Raw genomic sequence first — 16,876 nt, forward strand, 5'->3', positions numbered from 1 at the left:
TGTGATATATTTTTTAAAGAAATTATAATTCGGCAGAAGCTCTTATGTTCTGCCGAATTTTTAAAGTAAATACTAATTGAGGAGATGTTTATAATGTTATTAACAAATATTCTAAAAGGTATTGATTTTAAACTAATAAGCGGAAGTTTAGATATAGAAATCAATAAAATTTGTTATGACCACAGAAAAATTGAAAATGGTGATTTATTTTTTGCTCTTAAAGGTGCAACAGTAGACGGACATGATTTTATAAAGGAAGCTATAAAAAAAGGAGCCATAGCTGTTGTCTTATCAAAGGAAGTTCAAGATGATTTTCATAATACGACTTTAATACAAGTAGAATATGGAAGAAAGGCATTAGCTAAAGCATCTTCAAATTATTATGATAATCCAAGTGATAAACTTAAGTTAATAGGAATAACTGGTACGAACGGTAAAACAACTTCAACTTTCATGATTAAATCTATATTAGAAAGTGAAGGACATAAGGTAGGGTTAGTTGGAACTATTGCAAATTATATAGGAAATAAAAAAATAGATTCTAGCCATACTACTCCTGAATCATTAGAATTACATAAACTTTTTAAGGAAATGTTAGATGAAGGTATAGAATACTGTGTAATGGAGGTATCATCACACTCTCTAAGTTTAGATAGGGTTTATGGTGTTAAATTTAAATATGGAATTTTTACTAATTTAACACAAGACCATTTAGATTTCCACAAAACCTTCGATGCTTATTTTGAGGCTAAATATAAACTCTTTGAAATGAGTGAGAATGCAGTAATTAATATAGATGATCCATATGGAGAGAGAATTATCGAACTTCTACAATCAAAGGAAAATAAGAATATAGTAACTTATAGTATAGACAAAGAATCAGATTATAAGGCTTTTGATGAAAGTATACATTCAAGAGGAGTAGAATTTAAGGTTTCACATGATATGGCTAATGAGAATCTTTATTGTGCTCTACCCGGAAGATATAATATATATAATTCTTTAGGAGCAATTATAGTGGCTTTAGAAGAGGGAATAAAATTAGAAGATGTTAAAAAAGCTTTAAGCAAGGCTATGGTTCCAGGAAGATGTGAAATTTTAACTCATAATAAAAATCTAGGCTTTGAAATAATCGTAGACTATGCCCATACCCCAGATGGATTAGAAAATATTCTAAGTACTGCAAGAGAGTTTACAAGAGGAAGGTTAATCAGTGTATTTGGGTGTGGTGGTGATAGAGATAAAACAAAGAGACCTATTATGGGAAAAATAGGTTGTGATTTAAGTGATATAGCAGTTATAACTTCAGATAACCCTAGAACTGAAGAGCCTATGAGCATAATAGAAGACATCCTAGTAGGACTTAAAACAGATAATTATATAGTTGTTGAAAATAGGAGAGAGGCTATTAAAAGAGCTATAATAGAAGCCCAAAATGGTGATGTTATAGTGATTGCTGGTAAAGGACATGAAGATTATCAAATATTAAAAACTGGCAAAATACATTTTGATGAAAGAGAAGTTGTTGATGAAATATTAAAAGAGGTGTTTTAGTATGGAAAAGTTAGCATTGCAAGAAATAATAGAAGCCATAGATGCGGAAGTTATAAAATCTCCTTTTAAAAGTGAATTTACTGAAGTAAGTACAGATACTAGAAAAATTCAAAAAGAAAGTATATTTATTGCTTTAAAAGGTGAGAATTTTAACGGAAATAAATATATAAAGGATGCAGAGGTAAATGGTGCATCCCTATGTATAATAGATCAATTATTTTTAGAAGATAAAGAATTAGAAATATTTAAAAGTGGTATTCTTAAAGTAAAGGATACTAAAAAGGCTCTAATGAACCTTGCAGCATACTATTTAAAAAAACTAAATATAAGGGTAATAGGCATTACAGGTTCAACTGGCAAAACTTCTACGAAGGACTTAACTGCTGCTGCAATAAGTGGTAAGTATAAGGTTTTCAAGACAAAAGGGAATTTTAATAATGAAATAGGATTGCCTTTAACAGTCTTAAGCATGGATAAATCTTACGATGTAGCTGTACTAGAAATGGGAATGAGTGATTTCAATGAAATTAATAATTTAGCTTCTATAGCAAGACCAGATATTGCTTTAATTACGAATATTGGTGTTTCTCATATTGAAAATTTAAAAACTAGGGAAAATATATTAAAAGCTAAAATGGAGATTACAGATTTCTTTTCAAAGGATAATATTCTTATTATAAATAGTGAAAATGATCTTTTAAATTCTATAGAAGATAACAAAGAATATTCTTTAATAAAGATAGGTTTTAATTCAAAAGAAAAGGAATTAAATTACTTAGCAGAAGATATAATTATTAATGAAGAATGTATAAAATTTAATATAAAAGTTAATAATCACGAAAGAAAAGAAGATTTTAAAATAAATGTACCTGGAATTCATAATGTTTTAAATGCTCAACTTGCCATAGCAGCTTCAAGAGAATTAGGGCTAAGTTTTGATGAAATTAGACGTGGATTTAAGAATATTGAAAGTACATCTATGAGACTGCAAGTAATTAATAATAAAGATGCTAAAATTATTAATGACTCTTATAATGCTAGCCCAGACTCTATGAAAGCGGCTATAGAATATTTAAAAACATTGAATGGAAAGAGAAGAATTGCTATTTTAGGAACTATGAAAGAATTGGGGGAAGAATCTTACAATCTGCATAAAGATGTAGCAATTTTTGCTAAAGAGAATAATATAGATGAACTATTTTGTATAGGTGAATTTTCTAAAGCTTACAAAGAAGGCTTTGGAGAAGGATGTATAGAATTTGAAAGTAAAGAAAAACTAAGCGACTATTATAATAATATTAGATTATATGGTGATTTAGTTTTAGTAAAAGCATCTAGAACTATGCAATTTGAAAATATAGTAAACTACATTGATAAGTTACATAACTAAAGTGAGGGATTAAAATGAGTAAGATTATTTATTATGTGCTTTTAGCATTTTTTATAGCTTTGATTCAAGGACCTATATTGATTCCTATTTTAAGAACTTTAAAATTTGGACAAAATATAAGGGGAGAAGGGCCAAAAGCTCATCAAAAAAAATCTGGGACACCTACAATGGGAGGTATTATATTTATAATAGCTACAGCTATTACTTTATTAGTTTTTGAAAGAAGTTACAATATAGAAACTATAATGGCTTTAATAGCTTTTGTAGCCTTTGGAGTTGTAGGGTTTTTGGATGATATTTTAAAGATTGCTCATAAACATAACGAAGGATTAAAGCCATATCAAAAGATGTTATTACTTTTAATAGCTGCAGGTGGGTTGTCTTTTTATGGAGCGAAAAACATTGGAACAGATATTTATATACCATTTTTAAATAAAACTATAGAACTTGGATATTTCTATATACCATTTATAATTGTGTTTTTTCTTGCAACTACTAATGCCGTAAATTTAACTGATGGTTTAGATGGACTTTCAACTTCAGTTACTTTGCTTATTATGACGTTCTTTGGATTAGTATCTTTTGCATTTAATCATCATGAACTTGCAAGTTTTTGTGCAATTACAGCGGGAGCACTTTTAGGATTCTTAAGAAACAATTCATATCCTGCTAAAATATTTATGGGAGATACAGGTTCACTTGCTTTAGGTGGAGTTATAGCTACTGTTGCTATGATACTTAAATTACCTCTTATGGTGATAATTGTGGCTGGTATACCACTTGCTGAAACATTATCTGTAATAATTCAAGTAACTTCATACAAGCTAACAAAGAAAAGGGTATTTAAAATGTCGCCATTGCATCATCATTTTGAATTAAGTGGATGGCATGAAACTAAGGTGGTTGTTGTATTTTCAATAGTCACAGTAATTTTATGTTTAATAGGATTTTTATCTCTTTCCTTATAAAGTTTTAAGGAGGTTATTATATGAAAAAACCCAAATCAAAAATGGGTCAAATTGATTTTATAATGTTTATTGCTATTATGCTATTAGTTTCAATTGGAGTAATTATGGTGTATAGTGCTAGTTCATACTCATCATTTTTTTCTAAAAAGTATAATTATGACTCAATGTTTTTTTTAAAGAAGCAATTAGTTAATGTGAGTTTGGGAACTATAGCTATGATTTTTGCTATTAAAGTTGATTATCATAGGTTTAAAAAATACACTCCTATATTGATATTTGGTACCTTGATATTGTTGGTGTTGGTTTTATTTTCCAAACCAGTAAATGGTGCTACTAGATGGATAAATCTTGGATTTGTTACAATACAACCTTCAGAAATTGCAAAATATGTTGTAGTTATTGCTTTAGCAAAGTCAATAGAACAAAGAGGTGAAAAGATAAAAAGTTTTTGGGGTGGAGTTATACCTTATCTTTGCTTTTCAGCACTTTTTGCGGGACTTGTATTGCTTGAAAACAATCTTAGTATAGCTTCCGTAATAATGATTGTGACTGTAATAATTCTTTTCTCCTCTGGAGCTAAAATGTCACACTTGTATTTTATTGCTAGTGGATTATTTGCAGGAGTTGCAGCTGCAACTATTTTTAAGCCATATAGGCTGAAGAGACTAATGAGTTTTAGAAATCCATGGGCAGATCCTAGGGGAGATGGATATCAACTTATCCAATCACTATTAGCGTTAGGTTCAGGAGGGTTATTTGGTGTTGGACTTGGGAAGTCTAGACAAAAAGCCTTTTACATACCAGAACCTCATAATGATTTTATATTTGCTATTATTGGTGAAGAATTGGGCTTTATAGGATGTGCCCTTATCATATTTATATATATGATATTCATATGGAGGGGAATAAGAGCATCTTTAAAGGCTAAGGATATCTACGGTACTGTTTTGGCCATGGGGATAACTTCTGTAGTTGCAGTGCAAGCTATTGTTAATATAGCAGTTGTATCTGGTTCTATGCCTGTAACAGGAGTACCACTTCCTTTTATAAGCTATGGTGGTTCTTCACTTATATTCAATATGTTTTCTATGGGTATTTTACTTAATGTAACAAGGCAAATAGAAGAGAAATTTAAATAATAGACAAAAAAAGACGTGTTTCGACACGTCTTTACTTATTTTGATAAAATTATTATGGAAAATGTAATAATTAATTAAAAATTTTAATCACTTTTTTTAGTGAAATAAGTTGTATTAAGTGGTATTATATATCTATAAAGTAGTTTAAATAATTGAGTAGAATTATGGTGGTAGAATATGAAGGTGAAAAAAGGTGTAAATAAGAAAAAGGTAAAGACAGTTGAAGATATTATAAAAAACAAGGAAGCAGTTTTGAAAAGAAGGAAAAAGAAAAAGAAGAGAAAAAATTTAGTTTTAATGTCTCTGTTTTTAATTAGTATACTAACTACTATGTGCTTAAAACTTCCCCAATTTCTTATTAAATCTGTAGAAGTTGGTAAGACAAAAAACTTAGATAGAAATCTTATTCAAATTATAGGCGAAAAAGCTAAAAATAAAAATATATTTTTGCTAGATAAAAATAGTTTAGAAAGTGAAATTAAACAAAATAAGTATGTAAAGGATATAAAAATAAAAAGAAAATTTCCTAATAAGATATTTATAGATATTACAGAAAATGATTCGGAAATGTATTTAAAAGGAAAAGATAATTATTTAATCATAGATAGTAATGGTAATTTACTTGATATTAAAAAGGATATTAAGAACATGAGTCTTTTGGAGCTTATGGGATTTAAAGAAACAGATATTAAAAATAATTCTATACAATTTAAAGATAACAGACAAAAAGAAATTTTATATTCAATCTTAGAACTATCTAAGAAAAATAAATCTGGGTATAATATTACAGGAGTAGACGTTCATAATGTTACTTCAATTAATATAAGAGTAAACGATATTATAGTTAAAATTGGTACAGAATATAATCTAAAAGAAAAATTAAATAAGGCATTAAATATTATAAGATTGCATGGAATAAAAGATAAAAAAGGATATATAGATGTTAGCTACGATGGAAATCCCGTAGTTAATGTAAACTAATGGAGGTAATTTATGAAAAATGTTTCTTCAAAAATAGCAATGGCATCTGTATTTGCTATCTTAGGTTTTTTAATAACATATCAGTTAAGAGTAAGTTATGATGAAAGTAAAAAATTGGATATAAATAATCAAAATGCTGAAATTTTGAAAGAAAATGAAATGCTAGAAAAGCAAAAGAAGGATTATGAAAGTAAGACGGCTAGTCTTCAAAAAAAAATAGATGAGTATGAAAAGGCGGCAGCGGGAAGAAATGAATACAGCAAAATGATGCTAGAGCAATTAGATAATCTAAAAAAGGTGAATGGACTTGTGGATTTAGATGGAGAAGGTATTATAGTATACATAACACCTAAAGCAAGTTTATTCTCAAATGGAAATACAGTTCAACCTATAAGCGATTTAGATTTATTAAAAGTTGTAAACGAACTTTATGCAGCTGAAGCAGAGGCTATATCTATAAATGATATTAGACTGAATAGTAGAAGTGGAATCAGAACAGCATCAAATGCTATAAAAATTAATAATGATAAAATTTCTTTTAATAAGCAAGTTGTTATTAAAGCTATTGGAAACAAAAAATTATTGGAATCAGCACTAAGTTTTCCAGGGAATATTCCTGAGCTATTAGAGAGAAATTGTGATATAAAATGGGAACTTAATGATAAAATCTTAATACAAAAAGATAGTACTCAAAATATGGAATTTAAATACGCCAAACCTATAAAGAAGGAGTAGAGATTGATGATAGCTTTTGTTGGATTATTACTTGGAGTATTAATTGGACTTATATGGAAGATTAATATACCAATAAAATTTGCACCTTATATTTCAGTTGCAATCTTTGCATGTATAGATTCAGTTTTTGGAGGATTAAGAGCTAAAATATCTGATAAGTTTAGAAGTGACATATTTGTATCTGGTTTTTTCGGTAATGCTATAATTGCGGTTATTTTAGTTTACTTAGGTGATAAGCTTGGACTCCCTATTTATCTTGCGGCAGTGATTTTATTTGGAGGAAGAATTTTGAATAATTTTGCTATTATAAGAAGAATATTATTAGATAAAGCAAAGCGCGATCGCTAGATTAAAGAGGTGATCTTATGAAGAAAAACGAAGCTACAGTTTTCGTGTTTATAGCTTCAGTTATAATAGGAATATTAATTTCTATGAATCTGAATTTTGGAGAGAAAAATAAAGTTTTCTTAAATATAGATCAATATAATGAAGCTTATAATAAGAGGAATAAGTTATATAAGGATATAACTATTTTGAAACAGGAAGCAAATGAATATAATAGAAAATTAGGTAAATACGAAAATGAAAAAAATAATGTTTCAGAAATTAAGAAAGATGTTTCTAATAAACTAGAGGAGTACAAAAATTATATGGGTTTAAATGCCATGGAGGGTGAAGGGGTAAAGATAATGTTAAACGATGCTACAGCTAGTGAGTTTGAACAATATTATTCACCATCAAACTTAATTCATGACATTGATATTTGGTTTCTAATAAATGACCTTAGATCAGCAGGTGCAGAAGCCATTGCTATTAATGGGCAAAGAATAGTAAATAATACTTATAGTTATTGTTCTGGAACATTTATAGAAATTAAAGGAAGTAAAATAGTAGCACCATTTTATATAGATGTAATAGGTAATAAGAATACTATAAAGGAATATTTGCTTAAAGAAAGTCTTTATATGAAGAGCTTAACTGACTTTAGAAAAATAACTGTTAAAGTAAGTGAAGCTAATAAGGTTGAAGTCCCTGCTTTTGAAGGAGATATTAACTTTAAATATGCATACGAAAAAAGTAAGTAAGTAGTAAATTTTTTTAAAATAATAAAGGATTTTTAAATTTAATGAAGAATAATTATTTATAGGGTTTTAAATAGTACTTTTTAGGGGGTACAGAATTGGCTGTTAGGGAAAATCTATACAAAATTAAAACTAAAATTCCTAAGGATGTAACCTTAATCTGTGTGTCTAAGACTAAACCAAAAGAAATGATTATGGAAGCTTATGACATGGGAGAACGAAATTTTGGAGAAAATAAGGTTCAAGAGCTAGTAGAAAAATACGAAACCTTGCCTAAGGATATCAAATGGCACTTAATTGGTCATCTTCAAAAGAACAAAGTTAAATATATTGTAGATAAAATATATTTATTACATTCTTTAGATAGTATAGAGTTATTAGAGGAAATAGAAAAAAGATGTAAGAGCAAGAATGTTAATATGAATGCACTGATTCAAATTAATATTGGTAGAGAAGAAACCAAAAGTGGTGTTTTAGAAGAAAACCTACATTCATTACTTGATGTTTGTGAAAAATCACAGTATGTTAAGATTAGAGGATTAATGGTTATAATCCCTAAAGGAGATGAAGATAATTGTCGATATTACTTTAAGAAGACTAAGAGTATTTTTGAAGAATTGAAAAATATGTCTTACAAAAATATTTACATGGATTATTTATCCATGGGTATGAGCAATGATTATCTTTGGTCTATTGAAGAGGGCTCTAACATGATAAGAGTGGGTCAAGGCATTTTTGGAAAAAGGAATTATTAGAATTAAATTTTTATAAATAGGAGGAAAAACATATGGCAGGAAAAGTATTTAATAAGTTAATGGATTTTTTATGTTTTGATGATGAAGTAGACGAGATGGAAGAAAGTTTCGAAGAGGAGACTGAAGAATTAGAAGAACCAGAAATACCTGTAAACAATACTCCATCTTATAACAATAGACCTTCAAAAGTTGTATCCTTACCAACTGCAAGTGTAGCTAAAATAGTTATTGTAAAGCCTTTCGATTTTGAAGAAGCTGCCACAATTTGTGATTATTTAAAAAGTAGGAAAATTGTAGTTATAAACACTACAGCCTTAGAAACTAAAGTTGGGCAAAGACTTTTAGACTTTGTAGGAGGTGCTAGTTACATAGTCGGTGGTCAAATTCAAGAAGTTGAAAAAGGTGTATATCTTTTAATACCATCAAATGTAGAAGTAAGTAATTCCTTGAAGTATGAGTTACAAAATAAAGGCGTATTTGGTTTTATGAAATAAGGCGGAGATAATAAATGAGAATATTAATTACATTATTATATAATATTTTATATTTTTTAGAAATAGCTATTTTAATAGAAGTAATCTTATCTTGGGTTCCTATTCAAAGAAATCAATTTACAGATTTTATTCACAATGTAACTTGGCCTATTTTAAAACCAGCAAAGGAAATTCAAGATAGATTTATAACTAATAGTTATTTAGATTTTTCACCTATAATAGCTTTTGCAATGATTAGAATTATAAAAGCAATATTAAGATTTTTATAATAGGTTTTTATATGAACAAAAAAGAATTTATTAAGTTTTTTAATTGTACAGATGAAGAACTTTTAGGAAGAATCTATGATAAAATACACCTTTGTATAAAGACCAATAAAAGTGTTTCTGTAAATGAATTTTTACCTCCTGCTATATGGAGTAATCTACAGGAAGTATCTCAAGAACTAGGTGTAAGTGTTGCTTATTGGAAGTCTTTTGATGAATGTGAGAAAAGATTTGCTATTTTTTATATAGAATATTTATATGAGGATTTTCCTATAAACATTCTTAGGATTAAAAATAAATCTAAGTTTACTAAGTTAAGACATAAAGATTATTTAGGTGCTATAATGTCTTTAGGAATAAAGAGGACAAAGTTAGGGGATTTAGTGGTTAATAGTGATTGTGCTTATGTACCCATAGTACAAGAAATGAATAGTTATATAGTTAATAACCTAGCTCATATTAACAATTGCCCTTGCATTATAGAGAGTTATAACTATAATGATATTGAATTTCCTCAATCTGAGTTTAGTTCTTTAGATTTAATTTCAACTTCCTTGCGATTAGATTGCGTTATAAGTAGTATAACAAAACAATCTAGAAATCTTAGTAATGAATTACTGGCCAAAGGTAGAGTTCTTTTAAACTATGGAGAATGCAAAAGGAAGGATAAATTGATAAAAGAGAATGATATAGTTACTATTAAAGGGTACGGAAAATATAAGATAAGAGGAATTGTAGGTAGTACACAAAAAAATAGACTTAAAATAAATGTTTTAGAATTTAAGTAATATATTTGGAGGTGGAGTCATGAGAATTACTTCCATGGACATAGATAATAAAGAATTTAAAAAAGGCTTTAGAGGATATGAAATTGATGAAGTAAATGATTTTTTAAATCAAGTAGCTGATGATTACGAAGAATTGTATAAAGAAAATTCAATGTTAAAAGAAAAAGTATCTATGTACGAAGAGAAAGTAGAACACTATAAAAAGATAGAAGAAACTATTCAAAATACTCTTGTATTAGCGCAAGGAGCTTCTGAGCAAGCAAAGCACTCTGCTCAAAAAGAGGCTGATATTATAATTAAAACTGCTAATGATTCAGCACAAAGAATTTTGGATAAAGCTCATAATGATGTTTTAAAAATAAATGATGATTATGAGAGAATAAAACAAGAATTTGAAAAGTTTAGATCTATTTATAGAAACTTTATGAATAGTCAAGTTGAAATGTTTGAAAGATTAGAAAAGGATTTTGAACGTGGATATAATATAGGACAAGGTATTAAAGAAGGATTGAATGAATTAAAGCTAGAAGCTAAAAAAGCTGAAATAAAAGAAGTAGAACCAAGCATAGTGGAAGAAAGTGTACTACCAGAGAAGGAATCAGAATTTAATACTCAAATAATTGATAAAGAGGAAATTAAAGCACTCCAAGAAAAAAATGATAAGCAAACTAAACCTAATAAAAAAGAAGAAAAAGTAAATGTTGAAGGTTCTCTAAATGATTTTATAAAAAGAAACAATATTGATTTATCTAAGATAAAGAATTCCTCAGATGAAATTGAAACACTAATTGAGAAATAAGCAAAACTCACTTAATAAGTGAGTTTTAATTATTTATACGTATACATACTAGGTTTTATTTAGTTGACAATTGAATTTCGATTATGTATTCTAGTATTCGAATATGCTAATTTTTTATTATATAATAGGAGGCGATTACAGTGGTTATAGGAATAATAGGTGCTATGAATGAAGAAACTGAAAAGCTTATAGATAAAATGACTGTTTTAAGAAAAATGAGTAAAGCTTCTATGACTTTTAATTTTGGTATGCTAGATAATAAAGAAGTCGTAGTAGTAACTTGTGGTATAGGCAAGGTGAATGCAGCTATATGTGCTCAAATTCTTGTAGATGATTTTCATGTAGACTATGTAATAAATGTAGGAATAGCTGGCGGATTAAAAGAAGAAATTTATCCAGGTGATATTGTTATAGCAAGTTCACTAATTTACCATGATTTTGATGCTACATTTTTTGACTATAAATTAGGTCAGGTACCGAGACTAGATGTATTTGATTTTAAATGTGATAATACTCTATTTAAATATGCCAAAGAATCCGCGAATAACTTAAAAACTCATAATGTATATGAGGGAAGTATAGTTTCTGGAGATCAGTTCATAAGTTCAAAGGAAAAGCTTATGTGGCTTTCTAAGGAGTTTAATGCCTATGCTTGCGAAATGGAAGGTGCTAGCATTGCGCACGTATGTCATTTGAATAAAGTACCATTTATAGTCATAAGATCAATTTCAGATAACGCTATTAATGGAACTCATTCTGATTATGAAACTTTTAAGTATATAGCAGTAGACAATTCTTTATTAATCATTCATAATATGTTAAAAGCTATGTAGGTGATAAAATAATGGAACAATTAAAAACTCATAAATCTCAAGGGGAGAATTTAAAAATAAAAGTTGGGGATTTTTATATAGGTGGTAAAGAAAAAGTAATAATTTCTGGGCCTTGTGCTGTAGAAAGCTATGAGCAGATGGATAAAATAGCATCTAAATTAAAGAATATGGGAGTACATATGTTAAGAGGCGGCGCTTTTAAGCCAAGAACTTCTCCGTATGATTTTCAAGGTTTAGAAGAAGATGGTATAAAAATACTTTATGAAATAGGACAAAAGTATAATCTTCCTGTAGTAACAGAAATTTTAGATTCTAGAGATTTAGAAAAATATTTGGATTATATTGATATAATTCAGATAGGTTCAAGAAATATGTATAATTATGCACTTTTAAAAGAAGTAGGAAAATGTAACAAACCTATAATGTTAAAAAGAGGTATTAGTGCTACTATAAAGGAATGGTTATTTGCCTCTGAATATATATTAAAGGAAGGCAATAAGAATGTAATTCTTTGTGAAAGAGGTATTAGAACCTTTGAACAAGTAACAAGAAACACATTAGACTTAAATGCAATTGCATATATAAAGAATAACTATAGACTTCCTATTATAATTGATCCAAGTCATGGAACTGGATTAAGAGAAATAGTAAAACCTATGGCTCTTGCAGGTATAATGGCTGGAGCAGATGGAATTATAGTAGAGAGTCATTTTGAGCCAGAGAAGTCTATATCCGATGCGAGGCAAACCATTTCCTTGGATATGATAGATTCTATTGTTAAAAAGATAAAACATATAGAAGAGAGCGGAATTTTATACTAAGAAAAAAACTACTATATATCCATATAAAATTTTCATAAAATATCTATATCCTCTTAAACTAATAGTGTATTAACTTAGAAGGAGGAATTAATATGGATAATAGAAATATGGATAAACATAGAAAGAATCTATTGGAAGAGCGGAAAAGCTTATTATCTATCATAGATAATATAAAAGAAGATAATCTATTAAGTAAAGATGAAGATTCATCGGAGCTTTCTTCCTATGATAATCATCCTTCAGATTCCGCTTCTGAAATGTTTGAAATGGAAAAAAATATGGCTTTAGAAGAAAATGAAAAAGTAATGCTTAAAAAGATAGACAAAGCTCTTCATAGTATTGAAAATGGAACTTATGGAAGTTGTAAAATGTGTGGTAAAAATATTTCTAGTGGTAGATTAGAAGTGATACCTTATGCAGAATATTGTATAGATTGTCAAAATCATATTAGTTCTTATGAAAATGGTGAAGAACGTCCGGTAGAAGAGAAGGTATTAGATTATACTTTTGGGTATGATGATAGGATTAAAACATCTGGATATGATAGAGTGGATGCATATCAAGATGTTGGTATATTCAATATGATTCATAATGTAGAGGAATATGATGATTACGATATAGAAGATAAAGAAGGTTTTGTTGAACCTATAGAAATGATTAGTAATCAGCAATATAAAAATCAGTTGCCACATTAGATAATATTAAAATAAGTACCTCAATTAAGTTGTTGAGGTACTTAATATAGTAAAAGGGGTAATAAACTATATGGAGATAATTATTTTTATTTTAGGCATAATTTTGGATCGTATATCAAAATTATTAGCTATTGATTTAAAAGGCAGATTAGGAATTAATTTAATTCCTAACTTTCTAACTCTAGAATACCTTGAAAATAGAGGGGCAGCTTTTGGTATAATGCAAAATAAACAATGGCTTTTAATAATTCTTACGATTTTAATTATGATAGTCCTTTTATATATGTTTTTTAGATATAGACATGAAAGTAAAATATTAAATTATAGCTTAGTTATGATATTTACAGGAGCTATAGGTAACTTATACGATAGGATTTTTTATAAGTATGTAATAGATTTTATATCTGTTCATTATAAGGATGTTTATTATTTCCCTACTTTTAATATAGCTGATATAATGGTTGTTTTAGGAACATTCTTGTTAGCATTGTACATAATGAAAGGTGAAAAATAATGGAAGATATTATCGTAGTAGAAAAAGACCTAGAATGGAAAAGACTTGATGTTTTTCTTTCACAATATTATAATGATAAATCACGTAATTTTTTTCAAAATTTAATAGATGATAATATGATTATAGTAAATGATAAGCCTGTAAAGTCTAAATATAAAGTTAAGATAGGAGATTCCATTACTATTAAATTTCCTAAGTTAGAAACTTTAGAGATTGATGCAGAGGATATTCCTCTAGATATTTTATATGAAGACAAAGATCTTATTGTAGTTAATAAACCTCAAGGTATGGTTGTGCATCCTGCTGTAGGAAATTACACAGGAACACTTGTAAATGCTCTTTTATATCACTGTAAGGATCTTTCAGGTATAAATGGAGTAATAAGGCCTGGAATAGTACATAGAATTGATAAGGATACTTCGGGAGTTTTAGTTGTAGCTAAAAATGATAATGCCCATAATTTTTTGGCAGAACAACTTAAAGATCATTCTATGAATAGAAGGTACATAGCCCTTTGTGAAGGAAGGGTAAAAGAGGTGAGATTAACTATAGATAAACCTTTAGGACGAAATCCCAAAGATAGACTTAAAATGGGTATTGTAAAAGATGGTAAATCAGCTGTGACTCATGTGGAAGTTATAGAGAGATTTAAGGAGTTTACTTTAGTGCAGTGTCAACTGGAAACTGGAAGAACTCATCAGATTAGAGTTCATATGGCAAGCAAAGGGCATCCACTTGTAGGTGATCCTTTATATGGATTTAAGAAACAAAAGTTTAATCTAAATGGTCAGGTACTTCATGCGTATTTATTAGGATTCATTCATCCTTCTACAAAAGAGTATATGGAATTTAAAAGTGATTTACCTGTATATTTTAAAGAACTTTTAAAAAAGTTGCAAAAATAGTTGAAAAACATAATTATATGTGATATTATACTAAAGAAAATTGAATCCTTTAAATGATCCAGGGAGATCATAAGGTGTATATAGTAAATAACTTACATTATATTATAATAGAATTTGATTATAATGAAATAATAATAGTTTATTTATACCTTGATTCCTTTGGAATCAAGGTATTTTTAATATAAGGAGGTATAAAATGACTCTTAAAGCAGAAATTTTAGATCAAAAGGGAATAAATAGAACATTAACTAGAATTGCTCATGAAATAATAGAAAAAAATAAGGGTGTGGAAAACTTAGTTCTTATAGGAATAAAAAGAAGAGGTGCTCCTCTTGCAACAAGAATTGCAAATCTTATAGAAAAAATTGAAGATGTAAAAGTTCCTGTAGGTTCTGTTGATATTACCTTATATAGAGATGATTTATCAGAACTATCAGAGCAACCTACTTTAAATAAATACGATTTAGGGGCAGAAGTAAAGGGAAAAGTAGTAGTTCTTATAGATGATGTTATATACACTGGAAGAACTGTAAGGGCAGCTATGGATGCCATTATTGATAACGGTAGACCAAGAATGATTCAACTAGCTGTACTGGTAGATAGAGGACATAGAGAATTGCCAATAAGACCAGACTATATAGGCAAAAATATTCCAACTTCACAGAAGGAATTAGTATCTGTAGAGATATTAGAATTTGATAATATAGATTCAATAAAAATTTATGATAAATAATAAAAATTTATAATAAACAATAAAAGTTAAAACTTTTAATTTAGTCCTGCGAGACTATAAAAGGGAGGATACCTTATGAAAAATTATATTGATGTAGAAGAAAAATTACCTATACTTAAGACTTTACCTTTAAGTTTTCAGCATCTATTTGCAATGATTGGTGCTACAATATTAGTTCCTATGCTTACAGGATTAAGCCCTTCAATGGCTTTATTTGGTAGTGGGGTTGGGACACTAATATATATATTATGTACAAAGGCTAAACTTCCAGCTTACGTTGGTTCATCATTTGCATTTATTTTTCCTATGCAGTTAGCATCTAGTCTTTATGGTGTAAATTCCATGCTTTCTGGAATAATTGCATCAGGCCTTGTGTATGTAATAGTCGCAATAATAATTAAATACATAGGCGTAAATTGGTTAAATAAGCTTTTACCTTCTTCGGTGGTAGGATCTGTGGTTATAGTAATAGGACTATCTTTAGCTGGGGTTGCTATTAACTGGGCAGGATTAAATCCTTCATACTTTTCAAAAGAAAATATGAGCCATATATTGCTTCAAATTCCAAGATATAAATGGATTATAGTATGTTTAGTAACGTTAGGGACAGGAATAGTAGGAACAATGTATTTTAAAGGATTTTTAGGTGTCATTCCTATATTAATAGCTATGGTTACAGGATACGTATCAGCTCTAATCATAGGAGCTATACCAGAAGCTAGCATAAAAGAAATTTTAAATGCACCATGGTTTGCAATTCCACAATTCACTCTACCGAAATGGAATTGGAATGCTGTAATTTTAATGGTTCCAGTTTCTTTTGTAACCTTAGCAGAACATATTGGACATGTTTATGTTACAAATAACATAGTAGGGAGAGATTTTACTAAAGAACCAGGTCTACATAGATCTATATTAGGTGATGGACTTGCCACATGTTTTGCTGGGATTATAGGTGCACCTCCCAACACTACCTATGGAGAAAATGTAGGCGTAATGGCTATAACTAGAATATACAGTGTTTGGGTAATTGGTGGTGCAGGTGTCTTAGCAGTTATACTATCTATGATAGGGAAAGTTACAGCTATATTAAAAAATATTCCTCTACCAGTTATGGGTGGAGTAAGTATAATGCTATTTGGAATCATAGCTTCTTCCGGTTTTAGAGTTTTTGTTGAGGATAAAGTTGATTTTAGCAAAAAGAAAAATTTAATTTTATGTTCCGTAATAATAGTTTTAGGAATCGGGGGAGCACAACTTGATATACCAGTAGGAAGTGTAAATATAAAAGTAACTGGAGTAGCTTTGGCCACTTTAGTAGGAATTATACTAAATTTAATTTTACCTGAAATGGGTGCTTCTGAAGAATAATATAGAAATAAATAAAAGCTCATCCTATGAAAATATGGGACGGGCTTTTATTT

General features: G+C 28.7%; 19 protein-coding genes and 1 pseudogene. All 20 read left to right on the top strand.

Annotation, left to right across the window (positions count from 1 at the left end):
• Positions 1–93: 93 nt before the first annotated feature.
• Positions 94–1,554, top strand: coding sequence for a UDP-N-acetylmuramoyl-L-alanyl-D-glutamate--2,6-diaminopimelate ligase (locus FGL08_RS05570; RefSeq protein ID WP_138209841.1), 1,461 nt, complete (start codon positions 94–96; stop codon positions 1,552–1,554).
• A 1-nt stretch (position 1,555) separates the two neighbouring features.
• The gene (locus FGL08_RS05575) at positions 1,556–2,944 is read left to right on the top strand and encodes a UDP-N-acetylmuramoyl-tripeptide--D-alanyl-D-alanine ligase (protein ID WP_138209842.1); all 1,389 of its coding nucleotides are present in this window, start codon (positions 1,556–1,558) and stop codon (positions 2,942–2,944) included.
• 14 nt (positions 2,945–2,958) lie between these two features.
• On the top strand, positions 2,959–3,912 hold the full coding sequence (gene mraY, locus FGL08_RS05580) for a phospho-N-acetylmuramoyl-pentapeptide-transferase (protein ID WP_138209843.1): 954 nt from the start codon (positions 2,959–2,961) through the stop codon (positions 3,910–3,912).
• Positions 3,913–3,932: 20 nt separating this feature from the next.
• Positions 3,933–5,051 (top strand): stage V sporulation protein E, encoded by a 1,119-nt coding sequence (spoVE, locus tag FGL08_RS05585; protein WP_138209844.1) that lies wholly within the window; start codon positions 3,933–3,935, stop codon positions 5,049–5,051.
• A gap of 177 nt (positions 5,052–5,228) precedes the next feature.
• A complete protein-coding gene (locus FGL08_RS05590) occupies positions 5,229–6,032 on the top strand; it encodes a cell division protein FtsQ/DivIB (protein ID WP_138209845.1) in 804 nt (267 codons plus the stop codon).
• A gap of 12 nt (positions 6,033–6,044) precedes the next feature.
• Positions 6,045–6,767 (top strand): DUF881 domain-containing protein, encoded by a 723-nt coding sequence (locus FGL08_RS05595; RefSeq protein ID WP_138209846.1) that lies wholly within the window; start codon positions 6,045–6,047, stop codon positions 6,765–6,767.
• A gap of 6 nt (positions 6,768–6,773) precedes the next feature.
• Positions 6,774–7,115 carry a small basic family protein gene (locus tag FGL08_RS05600; protein ID WP_138209847.1) on the top strand — a complete coding sequence of 114 codons (342 nt, stop codon included), beginning with the start codon at positions 6,774–6,776 and terminating at the stop codon, positions 7,113–7,115.
• A 17-nt stretch (positions 7,116–7,132) separates the two neighbouring features.
• Positions 7,133–7,852: a DUF881 domain-containing protein gene (locus FGL08_RS05605; RefSeq protein ID WP_138209848.1), complete on the top strand. Its 720-nt coding sequence runs from the start codon at positions 7,133–7,135 to the stop codon at positions 7,850–7,852.
• 95 nt (positions 7,853–7,947) lie between these two features.
• Positions 7,948–8,604 carry a YggS family pyridoxal phosphate-dependent enzyme gene (locus FGL08_RS05610; protein ID WP_138209849.1) on the top strand — a complete coding sequence of 219 codons (657 nt, stop codon included), beginning with the start codon at positions 7,948–7,950 and terminating at the stop codon, positions 8,602–8,604.
• A 32-nt stretch (positions 8,605–8,636) separates the two neighbouring features.
• On the top strand, positions 8,637–9,098 hold the full coding sequence (locus FGL08_RS05615; protein WP_138209850.1) for a cell division protein SepF: 462 nt from the start codon (positions 8,637–8,639) through the stop codon (positions 9,096–9,098).
• 14 nt (positions 9,099–9,112) lie between these two features.
• On the top strand, positions 9,113–9,367 hold the full coding sequence (locus FGL08_RS05620; RefSeq protein WP_138209851.1) for a YggT family protein: 255 nt from the start codon (positions 9,113–9,115) through the stop codon (positions 9,365–9,367).
• Between the two features lie 11 nt (positions 9,368–9,378).
• Positions 9,379–10,152 carry a YlmH family RNA-binding protein gene (locus FGL08_RS05625; RefSeq protein ID WP_138209852.1) on the top strand — a complete coding sequence of 258 codons (774 nt, stop codon included), beginning with the start codon at positions 9,379–9,381 and terminating at the stop codon, positions 10,150–10,152.
• A gap of 19 nt (positions 10,153–10,171) precedes the next feature.
• Positions 10,172–10,795 (top strand): annotated as a pseudogene (locus FGL08_RS13560) (DivIVA domain-containing protein); the annotation flags it as partial.
• 296 nt (positions 10,796–11,091) lie between these two features.
• Positions 11,092–11,784: a 5'-methylthioadenosine/adenosylhomocysteine nucleosidase gene (locus FGL08_RS05635; protein WP_138209854.1), complete on the top strand. Its 693-nt coding sequence runs from the start codon at positions 11,092–11,094 to the stop codon at positions 11,782–11,784.
• 11 nt (positions 11,785–11,795) lie between these two features.
• The gene (gene aroF, locus FGL08_RS05640) at positions 11,796–12,605 is read left to right on the top strand and encodes a 3-deoxy-7-phosphoheptulonate synthase (protein WP_138209855.1); all 810 of its coding nucleotides are present in this window, start codon (positions 11,796–11,798) and stop codon (positions 12,603–12,605) included.
• Between the two features lie 92 nt (positions 12,606–12,697).
• Positions 12,698–13,300, top strand: coding sequence for a TraR/DksA C4-type zinc finger protein (locus tag FGL08_RS05645; RefSeq protein WP_138209856.1), 603 nt, complete (start codon positions 12,698–12,700; stop codon positions 13,298–13,300).
• A 70-nt stretch (positions 13,301–13,370) separates the two neighbouring features.
• Positions 13,371–13,814, top strand: a complete 444-nt coding sequence (gene lspA, locus FGL08_RS05650) for a signal peptidase II (protein ID WP_138209857.1) — start codon at positions 13,371–13,373, stop codon at positions 13,812–13,814.
• Positions 13,811–14,719, top strand: coding sequence for an RluA family pseudouridine synthase (locus FGL08_RS05655; RefSeq protein WP_415578637.1), 909 nt, complete (start codon positions 13,811–13,813; stop codon positions 14,717–14,719). The genes lspA and FGL08_RS05655 overlap by 4 nt, the downstream gene beginning before the upstream one ends.
• A 196-nt stretch (positions 14,720–14,915) precedes the next feature.
• Positions 14,916–15,452, top strand: coding sequence for a bifunctional pyr operon transcriptional regulator/uracil phosphoribosyltransferase PyrR (gene pyrR, locus FGL08_RS05660; protein WP_138209859.1), 537 nt, complete (start codon positions 14,916–14,918; stop codon positions 15,450–15,452).
• 75 nt (positions 15,453–15,527) lie between these two features.
• Entirely contained in the window at positions 15,528–16,823 is a 1,296-nt protein-coding gene (gene uraA / locus FGL08_RS05665) for a uracil permease (protein WP_138209860.1), read from the top strand.
• The last annotated feature ends 53 nt before the right edge of the window (positions 16,824–16,876 follow it).

Source organism: Hathewaya histolytica, assembly GCF_901482605.1.
Taxonomy (GTDB): domain Bacteria; phylum Bacillota; class Clostridia; order Clostridiales; family Clostridiaceae; genus Hathewaya; species Hathewaya histolytica.

What these genes read in the sequence shown, in the direction of transcription:
- FGL08_RS05620 (WP_138209851.1), top strand. Translation starts at nt 9,113, where the DNA reads ATGAGAATATTAATTACATTATTATATAATATTTTATATTTTTTAGAA.
- lspA (WP_138209857.1), top strand. Translation starts at nt 13,371, where the DNA reads ATGGAGATAATTATTTTTATTTTAGGCATAATTTTGGATCGTATATCA.
- FGL08_RS05600 (WP_138209847.1), top strand. Translation starts at nt 6,774, where the DNA reads ATGATAGCTTTTGTTGGATTATTACTTGGAGTATTAATTGGACTTATA.
- aroF (WP_138209855.1), top strand. Translation starts at nt 11,796, where the DNA reads ATGGAACAATTAAAAACTCATAAATCTCAAGGGGAGAATTTAAAAATA.
- FGL08_RS05605 (WP_138209848.1), top strand. Translation starts at nt 7,133, where the DNA reads ATGAAGAAAAACGAAGCTACAGTTTTCGTGTTTATAGCTTCAGTTATA.
- uraA (WP_138209860.1), top strand. Translation starts at nt 15,528, where the DNA reads ATGAAAAATTATATTGATGTAGAAGAAAAATTACCTATACTTAAGACT.
- FGL08_RS05570 (WP_138209841.1), top strand. Translation starts at nt 94, where the DNA reads ATGTTATTAACAAATATTCTAAAAGGTATTGATTTTAAACTAATAAGC.
- mraY (WP_138209843.1), top strand. Translation starts at nt 2,959, where the DNA reads ATGAGTAAGATTATTTATTATGTGCTTTTAGCATTTTTTATAGCTTTG.
- FGL08_RS05590 (WP_138209845.1), top strand. Translation starts at nt 5,229, where the DNA reads ATGAAGGTGAAAAAAGGTGTAAATAAGAAAAAGGTAAAGACAGTTGAA.
- FGL08_RS05625 (WP_138209852.1), top strand. Translation starts at nt 9,379, where the DNA reads ATGAACAAAAAAGAATTTATTAAGTTTTTTAATTGTACAGATGAAGAA.
- spoVE (WP_138209844.1), top strand. Translation starts at nt 3,933, where the DNA reads ATGAAAAAACCCAAATCAAAAATGGGTCAAATTGATTTTATAATGTTT.
- FGL08_RS05575 (WP_138209842.1), top strand. Translation starts at nt 1,556, where the DNA reads ATGGAAAAGTTAGCATTGCAAGAAATAATAGAAGCCATAGATGCGGAA.
- pyrR (WP_138209859.1), top strand. Translation starts at nt 14,916, where the DNA reads ATGACTCTTAAAGCAGAAATTTTAGATCAAAAGGGAATAAATAGAACA.
- FGL08_RS05595 (WP_138209846.1), top strand. Translation starts at nt 6,045, where the DNA reads ATGAAAAATGTTTCTTCAAAAATAGCAATGGCATCTGTATTTGCTATC.
- FGL08_RS05615 (WP_138209850.1), top strand. Translation starts at nt 8,637, where the DNA reads ATGGCAGGAAAAGTATTTAATAAGTTAATGGATTTTTTATGTTTTGAT.
- FGL08_RS05645 (WP_138209856.1), top strand. Translation starts at nt 12,698, where the DNA reads ATGGATAATAGAAATATGGATAAACATAGAAAGAATCTATTGGAAGAG.